Here is a 15,404-nt window from a genome sequence, read left to right on the forward strand (position 1 = left end):
CATCAATGTATCTGTCATGAATAAATTCATAAAAAATATAATTGCTTTTTCATTAAAAAATAAAGCGTTTACCTTTATCTGGGTAGCCATTTTGGCCATCTCCGGATTTATAAGTTTCAAAAATATGCCTATTGAAGCTTTTCCGGATGTAACCAATACCCAGATCGTAATCATTACCCAATGGAATGGGCGCAGTGCAGAAGAAGTAGAACGCTTTGTCACCACACCCATCGAATTGGCGATGAGCCCGGTTCAGAAGAAAACAAGTGTGAGAAGTACCACCATGTTCGGACTTTCTATTGTTAAAATTCTGTTTGACGACGGGGTGGATGATACTTTTGCCAGAAATCAGGTCAATAACCAGTTAAGAACCATTAGCCTTCCTGATGAGGTAGATCCCGAAGTACAGCCACCCTACGGGCCAACCGGGGAGATTTTCCGATATACGCTGGAAAGTAAAACAAAAGATTCCCGGGCGTTGCTCACCCTGCAGAATTGGGTGATAGACCGTGCTTTAAGAGGAGTACCCGGTGTTGCTGATATCAATGTCTTCGGCGGACAGGATAAAGTTTTTGAGCTGAGCATTGACCCCAGAGCATTGGATAAATATAATCTGACTCCGCTTCAGGTATATGATGCCGTTACCAAGAGTAACCTGAATGTAGGCGGTGATGTTATTGAAAAGAACGGGCAGGCTTATGTGGTAAGAGGAATCGGTTTGGTAAAATCAGTTGCGGACATTGGCAATATCACTATCCAGAATGACAGTGGAAACCCTGTGCTGGTAAAAAATGTAGCAGATGTTCATGAAAGCTCTATGCCAAGGGTAGGACAGGCTGCACTGAATCATCATGATGATACGGTGGAAGGAATTGTTGTGATGAGAAAAGGAGAGAATCCCAGAGAAGTCCTGGTAGGAGTAAAAGCTAAAATCAAAGAGCTTAACGAAAAAATCCTTCCCAAAGATGTTAAAATGGTCACTTTCTATGACCGCGACAATTTGATGGACTTTACCACCCATACCGTAATGCATAACCTTATTGAAGGAATTGTACTGGTAACGGTAATTGTTTTAATTTTTATGGCCGACTGGAGAACAACACTTATTGTTTCCATCATCATCCCTTTATCTCTGTTGTTTGCATTTTTATGCTTAAAACTGGCTGGTATGAGTGCAAACCTCCTTTCGTTAGGAGCAGTAGATTTCGGGATTATTATAGACGGAGCCGTCGTCATGGTGGAAGGTCTCTTTGTGATGCTCGATCATAAAGCACACCGGTACGGAACCGAGAAATTCAATAAACTGGCAAAAGGAGGCTGGATCAAGCAGACCGGTACCGGATTGGGAAAAGCCATCTTCTTTTCAAAATTAATCATCATTACCTCTCTGATTCCTATTTTCTCATTCCAGAAAGTGGAAGGAAAAATGTTCTCTCCGCTGGCATTCACACTTGGGTTTGCATTAATGGGAGCACTGATATTTACTTTAACTCTGGTTCCTGTTCTTTCCCATATCCTTTTGAATAAAAATGTGAAGGAAAAAATAATCCCTTTGTTAACTTCTGGGACAGAATCGTTTTGAAAGGCTTTAATTTCACATTTAAACATAAAAAAATCAGTATGATCGTAGCGGTCTCCTTCCTGGCAGTTACCCTGTTTTCCGGAAAATTCCTTGGAACAGAATTCTTACCTCAGTTGAATGAAGGCTCACTCTGGATCACTGCTGAAATGCCGATGAGCTCCTCACTGAAAGAATCTCTGAAAACGGCAGACCTTCTAAAAAAGACATTATGAGCTTCTCTGAGGTAACGGATGTGCTTGCCCAGACCGGAAGAAGTAACGATGGAACGGATCCCAACGGATTCGGATTTGTACAGTTCGCAGTGAATCTCAAACCAAGAGAAGAATGGAAGCGTAAAATTACTTACGATGAGCTGATTAATGAAATTGACAAAAAACTCAGAAGCTATCAGGGAATTACCTTCAATTATTCCCAGCCTATTTCAGATAACGTGGCAGAAGCAGTGGCAGGCTTTAAAGCAGAAAACGGAATTAAAATCTATGGTGATAACCTGGAAACACTGGATAAACTGGCCCATGAAGTTTTATTGAAAATCAAAGATGTGGACGGCGTAAAAGATCCCGGGATTATTAAAAATATCGGCCAGCCGGAAGTAAGTGTTGTTTTGGACAGAGATAAAATGGCAGCTTACGGAGTAATGCCGGCAGACGCACAGGCTGTGCTGGAAATGGCTTTTGGTGGTAAAACTGCTTCGGAAATGTTTGACGGTGAAAGAAAATTTCCGATCCGTCTCCGGTATTCGCAGGAATACAGAACCAATGAAAATGACATTGCTGCTTTGATGGTTCCTACCCAGGATGGAGCAAAGATCCCTTTAAAGGAAATAAGTACGATTGTTAAAGATAACGGAGCTGCATTTATTTACAGGGATAATATCAAACGTTATATTGGGGTTAAGTTCTCAATCCGCGACAGGGACCTGGGAAGTACCATTGCTGATGCCCAGAAAAAGTAGCAGCAATTGAGCTGCCGGATGGCTATTCCGTAGGATGGACCGGTCAGTTTGAAAATCAGCAGCGCGCCTCTCACAGGCTCGCCCAGGTGGTGCCGGTGAGTATTCTTATGATCTTCTTCCTGCTGTTTATCCTGTTTGGAAATATGAAGGACTCTCTTCTGGTATTGGCCAATGTGCCTTTTGCTTTAATAGGGGGAATTATCGCCTTGCATGTTACGGGAATCAATTTTGGAATCTCTGCCGGAGTAGGAATGATTGCTCTTTTGGGAATCTGTATCCAGAACGGAGTCATTCTTATCACAGAATTCCACCAGAATGTTAAAAATGGCCTTGATATAGAGACTGCTATTTTAAATGGAGTGAAATCCAGAACAAGACCGGTGATTATGACCGCGCTTATGGCTTCTATCGGGCTTATGCCGGCGGCATTGTCTACAGGGATCGGTTCAGAATCCCAGAAACCCCTGGCCATTGTTATTATTGGAGGATTAATTACAGCAACCGTGCTTACCCTGCTTATTTTCCCAATTATTTTCTGGATTTTCAACAGAACCAAAAAACTCAGCCAAATCTGATCTTATCTTTCATTTATATTAATTGAGCCTGGAATATTCTGTATTTCAGGCTTTTTGGTAAAAGGTTTCAGAAAGTTTTTTTCAATCCGGAAAAATGTGTAAATTTGCAGTCTCAATACGTTAAAATATAAGGTTTGTCCTTCACTGGATGAGAATATTGAAAGTTTTTTTAATAAAAAGTTTTTGGTATTTAAAAATTCATTATATTTGCACACCGAAAATTTGAAAAACAATAAATAAATAATTTTAAATCATGGCAAAGGAAACGTTTAATCGTAACAAACCACACTTGAACATTGGTACTATTGGTCACGTTGACCATGGTAAAACTACACTTACTGCAGCTATCAGTAGTGTATTAGCTAACAAAGGTCTTGCTGAGAAAAAGACTTCTCTGCTATTGACTCTGCTCCAGAAGAAAAAGAAAGAGGTATCACTATTAATACAGCTCACATCGAGTACGAAACTGAAAACAGACACTATGCACACGTTGACTGTCCAGGTCACGCTGACTACGTTAAGAACATGGTAACTGGTGCTGCTCAGATGGATGGAGCAATCTTAGTATGTGCTGCAACTGATGGACCAATGCCTCAAACTAGAGAGCACATCCTACTTTGCCGTCAGGTAAACGTACCAAGAATCGTTGTTTTCATGAACAAAGTTGATATGGTGGATGATGCTGAGCTTTTAGAGCTTGTTGAACTTGAACTTAGAGATTTATTATCTACTTACGAATATGACGGAGATAACTCTCCAGTAATCCAGGGATCTGCTCTTGGTGCTCTTAACGGAGACGAGAAGTGGGTTAAAACTGTAGAAGAATTAATGGATGCTGTTGATACTTGGATCGAGCAGCCGGTAAGAGATCAGGATAAGCCATTCTTGATGCCAATCGAAGACGTATTCTCTATTACAGGTAGAGGTACTGTAGCAACTGGTAGAATCGAGTCTGGTGTTATCAACACTGGTGATCCGGTTGATATCGTTGGTATGGGTGATGAAAAATTAACTTCTACAATTACAGGGGTTGAGATGTTCAGAAAAATCCTAGACAGAGGTGAAGCTGGTGATAACGTAGGTCTATTGTTGAGAGGTATTGAAAAAACTGACATCAAGAGAGGTATGGTTATCGCTAAGAAAGATTCTGTTAAACCACACAAAAAATTCAAAGCTGAGGTTTATATCCTTTCTAAAGAAGAAGGTGGACGTCACACTCCATTCCACAACAAATACCGTCCTCAGTTCTACGTAAGAACTACTGACGTTACAGGTGAAATCTTCTTACCAGAAGGTGTAGAAATGGTAATGCCTGGTGATAACTTAACGATCACTGTAGAATTGTTACAACCAATCGCTCTTAACGAGGGTCTTAGATTCGCGATCAGAGAAGGAGGTAGAACAGTTGGTGCTGGTCAGGTTACTGAAATCTTAGATTAATATCTTAAAATATAAAAGCTTCCGTAAGGAATCTCTTTACGGAAGCTTTTTAACTACGGGCATCGTCCAATGGTAGGATACCGGTCTCCAAAACCGTTGATCAGGGTTCGAATCCTTGTGCCCGTGCAAATATAAATTATGAGTTCATTTGTCGATTTTTTAAAAGGTTCTTATAACGAATTCAGACATAAAGTTGAATGGCCAAAATGGGCTGACCTTCAGTCTTCTACAATTGTAGTGACTATTGCGACAGTGATTCTGGCTTTATTTACCTTTGGAGTTGATGAATTGTTTTCAAAAGCAATCAGCAACATAATAGGAATGTTAATCAACTTGTTTAATTAACAAAAAAGTATTTTCCCATAATGAGCGAATTGAAATGGTATGTGCTGAAAGCTATCAGCGGACAGGAAAATAAAGTGAAAAACTATATTGAGACAGAAATCAAACGTCTAGGGTTTGAGCAGTACGTTACTCAAGTGGTTATTCCTATGGAAAAGGTGATCCAGATTAGAAACGGTAAAAAAGTTCCTAAAGAAAGACCTTACTATCCTGGCTACTTAATGATCGAAGCTGATCTGATGGGAGAAATTCCTCACGTTATCAAGAATATCCCTGGAGTTATTTCTTTCTTAAGCTTAACAAAAGGAGGTGATCCTGTTCCAATGAGAAAGTCAGAGGTTAACAGAATGCTTGGAAGAATGGATGAACTTTCTGAATTTGCAAGTGATGTTGAAATCCCTTACGTAGTAGGTGAAAACGTTAAAGTAATCGATGGACCTTTCAACGGATTCAATGGTACAGTGGAGAAAATTCTTGAGGACAAAAAGAAAATTGAAGTTTCTGTATTGATCTTCGGTAGAAAAACTCCAATGGAACTAAGCTACATGCAAGTAGAAAAAGTATAATATTATTTTATAAAATATAAAAAAGACTGCTATTAAGCGGTCTTTTTTCATTGATGGCTTTCTGGCATTTCTGCAACATTCAGTTAAGTTTAAGCGTTACGAGATCTGCACACTTAAAAGTCATATGAGGTTACCAGTCTTGGCTTCCTGAAAATAGAATACAGCAAATGGAATCCTTTGCTTAAATATTCTAATCTCTACGGCTTTTAAGATTGAACTCAAAATTCTATTAACTCATAATAAAATATAGGTATTTAATTTCCATAATTTCTCCCTATTGTTAGAGTTTTTTTAAGTTTATTAAGATTATTTTAACAATGTTTTAAATTCAGAAATCTGTTAGCTCCTTGTAAAGAACCGTTTGCCTTAATGGTTTAATCACTGTTAGGTGATCATATTTGTTTTTTCAGCGGAGATCATTTTCAGATTGTTTAGTTTAATTTCGGATGGCATGTTTCTTGCAGCCAAGGTGTTAACTAATCCATTAATTTTATATTTTTTATTTCATACACTGATTACAGTTGTAGTGAAATTTCATGTTTTTAAGCAAGAAATATAAAAAATGGGCTGGTTAAAAACACAAGTCTTATATAAACACATAACCCAATGACAAAAATTATTTCGATGATCACTTTGGTGAGTGCATCTGTGCTCACGAGTGCGCAGGTTGGTATCAATACTGCGACACCGGAAAAGGAACTTACCGTAAACGGTACGATGAAGACATCAGGAATTGTTTTCAAGCAGCCTATGGAAAAACTGAAAGCGGATGAGAACTACACTTTCATTATCAAATCTCCGGCTCCTGAAAACAAAATTACAGCGTACAATGATTCTTTTGTACCTAATTCACCGGCTCCCATTAACCTTATTCAGTTCAAGATTACGTGTGATCCTGCAGACAAGGATTGGGTGAATCAGTTTGATACAAAAATCAATTCTAAAAAATTTCTGGTGGTCATTTCTTCTTTTGGTTTTACACAGCCTACAAGAACGTTTTCTGCCAACTGGCTTACTCCCGTACCTCAGATTTTTGCCTATTCATCGGGAGGGACATGGAAGCTTAAGGCAGACTATCATGGATTCTCGCCGGATTCATCACTTCCTACAGGGGTTTGGACACTGAATCTGTTGGTATTTGACAGATCATATGCCAAGGATTTCAATTCTACCCAAAACCTTAATGCTTCAGGAACAGGTGCTGCAGCAGCACCATTAATTCAATAAAAACATAAATTATGAAAAAAACTATTGCGGTACTCTTTATGGGTTTTGCTGCATTAAGCATACGTGCCCAAGTAGGAATCAATACAACAACACCGAAAGGAACTCTTGATGTGGAAGGGGAAACACTGGTAGAGTCCTATTTAATAGATACGGAAAATACGAAGGCGGCAGGAAACTACCTTCTTCTTACCCGTTCAAAAGACAGTTCACCGGTAGGTAAAGTTAAGCTGCTGGATATATCGCTTCGTAATGTAGCGCCTGTAAATATGTATAATCTGGTATTGAAAAATGTGAGACAGGATGAAGTAGTGAATCTCAATACAGGATTGGATGCAAGTAAATATGTTGTGGCTATTACAGGTGCTGTTTTTACAGAAGCGGTTTCTGCAGCAAATATGACGACAAATCCCAAATCGTATGGATCTTATTCCACAGAAATTACTCAGGTAACCAGTGGAGGCAAAAACTACCATGCCATTAATTTAGCTTTTAAAGGAGCCGGAACTGTTTCATCTCAAAACGGTACGTGGACGTTTACTTTAAATGTTTTTGAAAAATCATTAGTTAAAGACTGGGGAACTTTCAACGGTTCTGTTTCAGCATCAGCTTCGCCTGGCTACTCAGGAGTTTCCACCAACACACCTTTAGGACTTCAATAAAAAGTTATGAAAAGAAAAATTTATATCACAATAATCATGTGCCTGGGACTGTTTATGAATGCCCAGCAGGGGAAGGTAGGAATAAATACAGCCAATCCTACAGAAACACTTGATGTTAATGGTAAAACATATACCAATACTTTATATCTGAGAAATCCGGGTGAACCTACCATGTCTGGAGGGAGTTTTCTGGCAACTTCAGAAAATGCCTTGCAGCTGTATGACCCGGCTTTGGAAAGCAGTGGACTGTTTAATTACCTTAAACTTACCCTTACCGGAGTGCCAGGTACAGGAATTGAAGATTATGACACAAAGATAGATGCCAACAATTTTCTTGTTGTACTTCATAATTATTCATTCAAGCTGAATGACGGAACTACCAGTGTAATGCTTGATTATGGAGACAACGGTATTAATGATAACAAACAGGGATCCCCTAATGTTGTTGCATTCAAAAGTAACGGCACATGGCATATCAGAGCAAAGTTTACAGACAGCAGAATTATTGCGATGAATGCTTCCACTCCCTCAAGAACTTACAACAACTTTACTGTTGATCTGTATCTGATGGCATATAAAAGATTAATTGAAAAACAAAATATCAACGATATCAATGCTGATCTGGGAGGAAATGACGGTTCTACCCAAACCATTACCAAACCTTCTGGCTTTTAACAGATTTTCTCTGTCAGAATATATGAAACGGCTATTTAAAAAGTAAATAGCCGTTTTTATTTTTGTTGCTCGGATAATTTTAAAATACTTAAAGAATTTATTCCCACAGGATAACAAGTATTTTATAAAACTTTTTAAAAATCAGTAATTTCCATTTGCTATTTCAAAAATATTTTATAATTTTGCAGTCCAAAAAGTAGGTTTGTCATAGGTGAGTACGATAACCTGCTGAATAATAAATGCTTCCAAACTCATTAATTATTCAAATTTAAAAAACAAACAATGGCTAAGAAAGTCTTTAAAATGGTAAAGCTTCAGGTGAAAGGTGGCGCAGCTAACCCTTCTCCACCAGTAGGTCCAGCATTGGGTTCTGCAGGTGTGAACATCATGGAGTTTTGTAAGCAATTTAACGGAAGAACCCAAGATAAGCCAGGGCAAGTTTTACCTGTAGTAATTACAGTATACGAAGACAAATCTTTTGAATTCGTTATTAAAACTCCACCTGCAGCAATCCAGCTAATGGATGCAGCTAAGATCAAGGGAGGTTCTGGTGAACCAAACAGAAACAAAGTAGGTTCTGTAACTTGGGAACAAGTAAAGAAAATCGCTGAAGATAAAATGGCGGATCTTAACTGTTTTACAATGGACTCTGCTCTTTCTATGGTTGCAGGTACTGCCAGATCTATGGGATTAAGAGTAACAGGAACTAAACCAACTAACGCTTAAAACTTAAAGAAATGGCAAAATTAACTAAAAAGCAAAAGGAAGCTTTAAGCAAAGTAGAAAAAGGAAGAATCTATAACCTTGAAGAAGGTTCAGCTCTTGTAAAAGAAGTGAACACTACAAAGTTTGATGCTTCAGTAGATATCGCTGTAAGATTAGGTGTAGACCCTAGAAAAGCAAACCAAATGGTAAGAGGTGTTGTATCTCTTCCTCACGGAACTGGTAAAGATGTTAAAGTATTAGCTCTTGTAACTCCGGATAAAGAAGCAGAAGCTAAAGCTGCTGGTGCTGACTATGTAGGTCTTGACGAATATTTACAAAAAATCAAAGAAGGTTGGACAGATGTTGACGTTATCGTTACTATGCCAGCTGTAATGGGTAAATTAGGTCCATTAGGTAGAGTATTAGGTCCAAGAGGTTTAATGCCAAACCCTAAATCAGGAACTGTAACAATGGAAATTGGTAAAGCAGTAGCTGAAGTAAAAGCAGGTAAAATTGATTTCAAAGTAGATAAGTATGGTATCATCCATGCTGGTATTGGTAAAGTATCTTTCGATGCTGCTAAGATCAAGGAAAATGCTCAGGAGTTAATCCAGACATTGATCAAAATGAAGCCAACTGCTGCTAAAGGAACTTATGTGAAGAGCATTTATTTATCTTCTACAATGAGCCCGGGTATTGCAATTGATACTAAATCTGTTAACTAATATTTAATCCTAAAACAATGACAAAAGACCAAAAAGTTGTAGCAATACAAGAGATCAAAGATTTGCTTCAGGATGCAAAAGTAGTATACGTAGCAGATTTAGAAGGTTTGAACGCTGGTAAATCTTCAGATTTCAGAAGACAGGCTTTCAAACAAAATATCAAAGTAAAAGTTGTAAAAAATACACTTTTACAAAAAGCAATGGAGCAGATTGAAGGAGTAGATTACTCTGAAATGTTCCCATCTTTCAAAGGAAACTCAGCGTTAATGATTGCTGATACAGCAAACGCTCCTGCGAAACTGATCCAAGGATTCAGAAAGAAAGAAGAAAAGCCGGCTTTGAAGTCTGCTTTCGTTCAGGAAACTTTCTACGTTGGTGACAATAACCTAGACATGTTGGCTAACATCAAGTCTAGAGAAGAAATGATCGGTGAAATCATCGGATTACTTCAGTCTCCAATCCAGAGAGTTGTTTCTGCTCTTCAAAACAAACCTGAAACTGTAGAAGCTAAAGCTGAAGAAGCTGCTCCTGCGGTAGAAGAAACTCCTGCTGAAGCTCCAGAAGCTGCTGCAGAAAGCACTGAAGAAACTAGTGCTGAATAATTACACTCAAAAAATTAAATAAATAATCAACAAAAACATTACAACAATGTCAGATTTAAAAAATTTAGCTGAAACGCTAGTAAACCTAACTGTAAAAGACGTAAACGAATTAGCTGCTATCCTTAAGGATGAGTACGGAATTGAGCCAGCTGCTGCTGCTGTAGTTGTTGCTGCAGGTGGTGCAGGTGATGCTGCTGAAGAAAAGACTGAATTCGACGTAATTCTTAAGTCTGCAGGTGCTTCTAAATTAGCTATCGTTAAATTAGTAAAAGATTTAACAGGTGCTGGTCTTAAAGAAGCTAAAGATATCGTAGACGGTGCTCCAGCTCCAATCAAAACTGGTGTATCTAAAGACGAAGCTGAAGCTCTTAAGAAGCAATTAGAAGAAGCTGGTGCTGAAGTAGAATTGAAATAATTTCAATTTTATTATAAATATAGAAGCCCGGGCATATTGCCCGGGCTTTTTTGTTGTAAACTATTGTAAATCTGTATTTTAATTTGTAATTGTATTTAAATATTATTAATTCCTGTTTTGCTATATTTTGTTATGATTGAATATTTTATAAAAAATAATGGGTTATTTTATTGTTTGTGTATATATTGTTTATTTTGTGTAAATTTTTATTAATAAAAATAATTATTGTTTGAAAAAATATTATATTTGTATCGAAAAACACATATACTTGGATAGAAATTATTTTCTTTCTTATAGTCATAAGATAGCACTTCTGCTGCTGCTGGTGGCTGTGGGAAAACTAAATGCGAAGTTTATACCTGTAACGATGAGTAAAAATGTATTACCTTATTGTGCAGATATACAGACTCAACGGTGCCTGGCTGGTACTTCGGTTCGTCATTGGGCAGATGGCTCGGTTTTGCATCAATCTGCTGATCAGAATTCGGCCAATTCATTATACATTGGCTCACAGCATAATTTCTCTAACGATATTTATATCAGGATTTTATTTCTTAAAGATATAAGGACTGTTGTCAATAACTATAACCTGATATATTCATATCTTTTCCACAAAGGAAATACTTTTTTCACCTTTAAAAAGGCTGCAAAGTTTCATATCAATTCCGTTAAACTTATAGACGGGTTTAAATTTATTATTAAAATTCCTGATAAGCTGGTCTCCACGCTTAAGCACTAATTCTGTAACAAATTTTTAGCGTTTTCATCATAAGAATAGTCATGATTTCATTTATTATCAGATGAAAACACCTGAGAATTTTACTTCCTGAAAAAACACATACATAAAAACATAAATATCATTTGAAATGAAAAACAAATTATTCACATTAGCTCTTTTATCTGCTGGTTTATCAATTAACGCACAGCTAGGGATTAATACATCTTTGCCGCAAGCTACTTTTGATATAGTAGGATCACCTTCCAATACAAGTAAACTTGACGGACTGATTGCTCCCAGGATTACGGGTACAGAATTAAAAGCCAAAAATTATACTGCAGCTCAAACTGGCGCAATAGTATATGTTACTGCAGCAGAAAGCGCACCTACCGGACAGACAGCAGAAGTACTTGCATCAGGTTATTATTATTTTGACGGTACAAAATGGTTAAGTCTAGGCGGAAGCTGGCGTACAGTTGGGAATTCCGGAACAACAGCTGCATCGGCTGCTTTAGGAACCAATATTGGGACCGGAAACTATCTGGGAACAAATGATGGTCAGAATCTGGTTTTGGCCACTCAGAAGAATGTAAAAGGCATATTAGATATTAACGGAACATTGCAGGAGGAAATGCCAATTCTGCAACTGGTCCTTACGCATCGTTTACATGGGGCTCCAATAATATACTTACTAACAGTTCATCTTCGAATATTGCATTAGGAAAGGATAATACGGTTTCTGCACAGGGAAACTTTCCTGCTGTAGCTATCGGACTGGGAAACACGGCCAGTAATGGAGCTAAAGTAATTGGAAATACCAATACTGCTACAGGACCTAATAATTTAGTTTTTGGGAACCTGAATACGGTAACAGGACTTACTGGGCTTACAGTAGGTAATAATCATAACAACAGTGGAGGAATAGCTATCGGAAGCGGAAATACAACCTCTTTAAATAATATTGCTGTAGGTTCTGCCAATACAGCTACCGGTACAGAGGCTTTTGCAATAGGGTTCTCAGGTCAGGCAGCTGCAGGGCAGATGGTTTATGCCAATAAACAGCATGTTTTCTTCAACAAAAGTAACGGGACAGATACCATTTTAGGTATCAATATGATCCCTACTGCTGCTACTTCTACGGGGCTGCTATTCAGATAAAAGGGATTGCATCCGGTGCCAATGCAGCCTGTTCAGCGGCTGAAGAAGGGGCAATCCGGTATAATACTACATCAAAAGTACATGAAGGCTGTAACGGGACTAACTGGAAAGCTCTTTATTAATTAAAAAAACACACAAACCTTAAAAAAATAGAAATGACCAGAAAATTATTCGATAAATCTGCTGTTATGCTCATGACCTTAGTGATGTCTGTAGTATTATTTGCGCAGCAAGGTTATGAGCCGATCCGCGGGATGGGCGTGGAGGCAAAACCTGTCAATAACTCAGGGATCTGTCTTGCATGTTATAACGGAAGTATGAATCCGGTGGTAGATGCCAGCCTGGATAACAGCGTGAGTATGGGAAATTTTGCTTCCTTGTTAAGTGGAAACGGAATATCTGTAAAAAATAAGAATACAACTTACCCTGCAGGATACATCACCGGTTTCAATGTAGACCTTGGAACAAGTTTTATTACTGTTGATCTTTTAAGCTCATTGAGAATCAGTACTTATAAAAATGGAGTTTTGCAGGAAACCACTACCAGCAGTACACTTTTATCAGTTCCTGCATTCGGTGGAAGCAAAAACAGGATTTTCCTGCATTTTAAAACATCAAAGGAATTTGATGAAGTAAGGCTGTATCAGACTAATGTTCTTTCCGTGTTCAGTGCAATGAATGTTTACTATGCATTTGCATTTGATCCTGCAAAGGTTCCGACAGACAATAATGGTATTTGTGATGATATCATTGCAGGAAGTGGTGTGGATGGTAATGTATCCGGAAGCAGCAGTTTCCTGGCTCCGCTTTCCTATGTTCAGAATAAAGAAAGAATTGGGGATGGAAATAAAAGTTCTTACGGATCAATCGTTCTTCCTGTCGGATTACTGGGATCTTATTCAGTGGGAGTTCTTGATAAAAACCAGGTATATCCTGCAGGCAACAAAGCCGGATTTGTAATTGAGCCGGATGACCAGGGGAAGCTTTTAAGCGCTGAGTTTTTAAAGAATATTACCATTGAGACCTATCTGTATGGACAGCTGCAGGACTCAAAACAGCTGTCTGACGGTGGAGGCCTGATTAATATTAAAGTACTGGGATATGGCTCAGGGAAACAAAAGGTAGCTTTAACAACAACCAAACCTTTTAACGAAGTAAGATTAAAAGTTACCCAAACGGTAGGATTTAATTTGGGAGCATTAAAAGTATACTACGCTTTTGAAGAACCGGTTTCTTGTGAATGTGATGATAAGATACAGACAAGCGGCTCGTCAGTTCCCGGAAATTTGGTCACTGGTGCTTCATGGACATCGGGGCCGGGATTTCTCGGGCTTATTTTAGCTAAAATGACCAATCCGGAGGCTATTGTGGATAATAATCCTTCCAATTATGCCACCGCTACCGTTCCTGCTGCATCTATTCTGAGTATTTTCTCAGCGTTTGCAACAGTAAGCAGCAATACTGTACTTCCTGCCAACACAATGGCCGGTTTCACTGTAGAAAAAGCAGGAAACCTTCTTGGGGTAAGTGTTCTGGAGAATATTACCGTGACATTGTACAACGGAAATATACTGACAGATACTTTTACAAGCTCAGGAAGTCTTATCAGCGGAAATTTTTTCACAACAAACTCTAATAAATTCTATGTGGGAGGAAAAGCGACAAAACCTTTTAACCGTATTAAGATTACTTTCAACAGCGGAACGGCAATTCGTATTCCTCAAAACTATTATATCTACAATGCTTTTGCAAGCAGGGATGATGATAATGATGGGGTTCCCAATTGTTTCGACCAATGTAACGGCGGTGATGACAACATAGATAATAACGGAAATGGTATTCCTGACTGTGCAGAAGGATGTACAGCGGTAAATGACAAATCGCCGGCGTTGGATACGGATGGCGATGGTATCGTAGATGCCTGTGATCAGGATTCTGATAATGACGGAATTCCGGATGCCGTGGAAGATTTTGATAAAAACGGGAAGTTCCAGGATGATGATAATGAAGGGGATATTCTTTTAACTCCTGTACTGGGAGATTCGGTTCCGAATTATCTTGATCTTGACTCTGATAATGATGGTATTTTGGATTTATTCGAATCAGGAATTCCTACATCTGTTATTAATCAGATTGATGCAGACCATAATGGAGTGATTGATGCCGGTGTTCCGGTGGGTAAAAACGGAATTGCAGACATTCTGGAAACTTCGCCTGACTCAGGAGTATTGAAGTATCCGATCAAAAATACAGATGGAGATGATAAACCGGACTTCCTGGACATTACCTCCAATGGCTCAGACCTGGATCTTTATCAGATCGGAAAAGGAAATCTTGATACTTTAGGTGGTGGATTCATTTCTACTATTGATGATAAAGATAAAGATGGTATCCAGGCCGTTGTAGATACAGATCTGGTGAAGAGAGGATCTCCTGATTCCCCGCTTTCACCTTATGCTTCATTATTAAAAGCTGCCAATACTGCAGCAAAAATTACTGCAACAGAAATTACTGATGCGGCGAATGATGTAAAAGTATATCCAAATCCGGTAAAAGCAGGGGAGAATCTTAGAATTTCATCAGCAGAAGAAGGAGGATATACATTGTTCTCAGCACAGGGACAGGCAGTTAAAACAGATAAGTTTAATGCCGGTACAGGTATTGATACATCTTCACTTCCCGCAGGAGTGTATATTATTAAAATAGAAACCCAATCAAAAATAAAATCTTATAAGGTTATTGTGAAATAATCATAGGATTAGCTTGTGTTGTGGAGGGGTTGCTCAATATTGGGCAGCCTCTCTTATTTTAAAAGCCTCAAAATGAGATGATTTATTTGTTATTGTGGATAATTTTTTGTATCTTTGCCCCTCTTTTGGCGCGAAAAATTGTTTGTAAATTTATAAAATACTGAAAATCAGCTCTTTCATTGTGTAAAGCATGGAAGGGATTTCGTGTATATAAATACAGCAGTCATGCTGCCTCAAAAGTAAGAAAAATATTTTGCATTACGCTGTGAAAAGATATACCAGTGTTGCAGTTAGAAAGAGCCAAGTACAA

General features: G+C 38.3%; 12 protein-coding genes, 1 tRNA gene and 2 pseudogenes. All 15 read left to right on the forward strand.

Translation table 11 applies throughout. The features are described from left to right. The first annotated feature begins 16 nt into the window (after positions 1-16). The 15 genes and pseudogenes from OWR28_RS05040 to OWR28_RS05110 all read left to right on the forward strand — a co-directional run bounded on the left by OWR28_RS05040 (position 17) and on the right by OWR28_RS05110 (position 15,094). Positions 17-3,112, forward strand: a pseudogene (locus tag OWR28_RS05040) (efflux RND transporter permease subunit). A 253-nt stretch (positions 3,113-3,365) separates the two neighbouring features. Continuing rightward, positions 3,366-4,552: pseudogene (gene tuf / locus OWR28_RS05045) on the forward strand (elongation factor Tu). A 55-nt stretch (positions 4,553-4,607) separates the two neighbouring features. Then, positions 4,608-4,678: transfer RNA gene (locus tag OWR28_RS05050), tRNA-Trp, on the forward strand. Positions 4,679-4,690: 12 nt separating this feature from the next. Beyond that, on the forward strand, positions 4,691-4,897 hold the full coding sequence (gene secE, locus OWR28_RS05055) for a preprotein translocase subunit SecE (RefSeq protein ID WP_002976410.1): 207 nt from the start codon (positions 4,691-4,693) through the stop codon (positions 4,895-4,897). 20 nt (positions 4,898-4,917) lie between these two features. Next, positions 4,918-5,460: a transcription termination/antitermination protein NusG gene (gene nusG, locus OWR28_RS05060; RefSeq protein WP_002976412.1), complete on the forward strand. Its 543-nt coding sequence runs from the start codon at positions 4,918-4,920 to the stop codon at positions 5,458-5,460. A gap of 606 nt (positions 5,461-6,066) precedes the next feature. Continuing rightward, positions 6,067-6,687: a hypothetical protein gene (locus tag OWR28_RS05065; RefSeq protein ID WP_332385716.1), complete on the forward strand. Its 621-nt coding sequence runs from the start codon at positions 6,067-6,069 to the stop codon at positions 6,685-6,687. A gap of 11 nt (positions 6,688-6,698) precedes the next feature. Continuing rightward, a complete protein-coding gene (locus tag OWR28_RS05070) occupies positions 6,699-7,346 on the forward strand; it encodes a hypothetical protein (RefSeq protein ID WP_332385717.1) in 648 nt (215 codons plus the stop codon). Positions 7,347-7,352: 6 nt separating this feature from the next. After that, the gene (locus OWR28_RS05075) at positions 7,353-8,021 is read left to right on the forward strand and encodes a hypothetical protein (RefSeq protein ID WP_332385718.1); all 669 of its coding nucleotides are present in this window, start codon (positions 7,353-7,355) and stop codon (positions 8,019-8,021) included. Between the two features lie 282 nt (positions 8,022-8,303). Then, positions 8,304-8,747: a 50S ribosomal protein L11 gene (rplK, locus tag OWR28_RS05080; protein ID WP_047435399.1), complete on the forward strand. Its 444-nt coding sequence runs from the start codon at positions 8,304-8,306 to the stop codon at positions 8,745-8,747. Positions 8,748-8,758: 11 nt separating this feature from the next. After that, complete coding sequence (gene rplA / locus OWR28_RS05085; protein ID WP_027375532.1) at positions 8,759-9,451, forward strand: 50S ribosomal protein L1; 693 nt, start codon at positions 8,759-8,761, stop codon at positions 9,449-9,451. 17 nt (positions 9,452-9,468) lie between these two features. Next, positions 9,469-10,053: a 50S ribosomal protein L10 gene (rplJ, locus tag OWR28_RS05090; protein WP_332385719.1), complete on the forward strand. Its 585-nt coding sequence runs from the start codon at positions 9,469-9,471 to the stop codon at positions 10,051-10,053. Positions 10,054-10,099: 46 nt separating this feature from the next. After that, positions 10,100-10,468, forward strand: coding sequence for a 50S ribosomal protein L7/L12 (gene rplL / locus OWR28_RS05095; RefSeq protein WP_332385720.1), 369 nt, complete (start codon positions 10,100-10,102; stop codon positions 10,466-10,468). Between the two features lie 268 nt (positions 10,469-10,736). After that, entirely contained in the window at positions 10,737-11,207 is a 471-nt protein-coding gene (locus tag OWR28_RS05100) for a hypothetical protein (RefSeq protein ID WP_332385721.1), read from the forward strand. Between the two features lie 127 nt (positions 11,208-11,334). Beyond that, a complete protein-coding gene (locus tag OWR28_RS05105) occupies positions 11,335-11,907 on the forward strand; it encodes a phage tail-like protein (protein WP_332385722.1) in 573 nt (190 codons plus the stop codon). A 592-nt stretch (positions 11,908-12,499) separates the two neighbouring features. Continuing rightward, the gene (locus OWR28_RS05110) at positions 12,500-15,094 is read left to right on the forward strand and encodes a T9SS type A sorting domain-containing protein (protein WP_332385723.1); all 2,595 of its coding nucleotides are present in this window, start codon (positions 12,500-12,502) and stop codon (positions 15,092-15,094) included. The last annotated feature ends 310 nt before the right edge of the window (positions 15,095-15,404 follow it).

Origin of the sequence: Chryseobacterium sp. 1B4, assembly GCF_036631475.1 — a bacterium.
In the GTDB taxonomy this organism is placed as follows: Bacteria; Bacteroidota; Bacteroidia; order Flavobacteriales; family Weeksellaceae; genus Chryseobacterium.

What these genes read in the sequence shown, in the direction of transcription:
- rplL (WP_332385720.1), top strand. Translation starts at nt 10,100, where the DNA reads ATGTCAGATTTAAAAAATTTAGCTGAAACGCTAGTAAACCTAACTGTA.
- OWR28_RS05075 (WP_332385718.1), top strand. Translation starts at nt 7,353, where the DNA reads ATGAAAAGAAAAATTTATATCACAATAATCATGTGCCTGGGACTGTTT.
- rplK (WP_047435399.1), top strand. Translation starts at nt 8,304, where the DNA reads ATGGCTAAGAAAGTCTTTAAAATGGTAAAGCTTCAGGTGAAAGGTGGC.
- nusG (WP_002976412.1), top strand. Translation starts at nt 4,918, where the DNA reads ATGAGCGAATTGAAATGGTATGTGCTGAAAGCTATCAGCGGACAGGAA.
- OWR28_RS05105 (WP_332385722.1), top strand. Translation starts at nt 11,335, where the DNA reads ATGAAAAACAAATTATTCACATTAGCTCTTTTATCTGCTGGTTTATCA.
- secE (WP_002976410.1), top strand. Translation starts at nt 4,691, where the DNA reads ATGAGTTCATTTGTCGATTTTTTAAAAGGTTCTTATAACGAATTCAGA.
- rplA (WP_027375532.1), top strand. Translation starts at nt 8,759, where the DNA reads ATGGCAAAATTAACTAAAAAGCAAAAGGAAGCTTTAAGCAAAGTAGAA.
- OWR28_RS05070 (WP_332385717.1), top strand. Translation starts at nt 6,699, where the DNA reads ATGAAAAAAACTATTGCGGTACTCTTTATGGGTTTTGCTGCATTAAGC.
- rplJ (WP_332385719.1), top strand. Translation starts at nt 9,469, where the DNA reads ATGACAAAAGACCAAAAAGTTGTAGCAATACAAGAGATCAAAGATTTG.
- OWR28_RS05065 (WP_332385716.1), top strand. Translation starts at nt 6,067, where the DNA reads ATGACAAAAATTATTTCGATGATCACTTTGGTGAGTGCATCTGTGCTC.
- OWR28_RS05110 (WP_332385723.1), top strand. Translation starts at nt 12,500, where the DNA reads ATGACCAGAAAATTATTCGATAAATCTGCTGTTATGCTCATGACCTTA.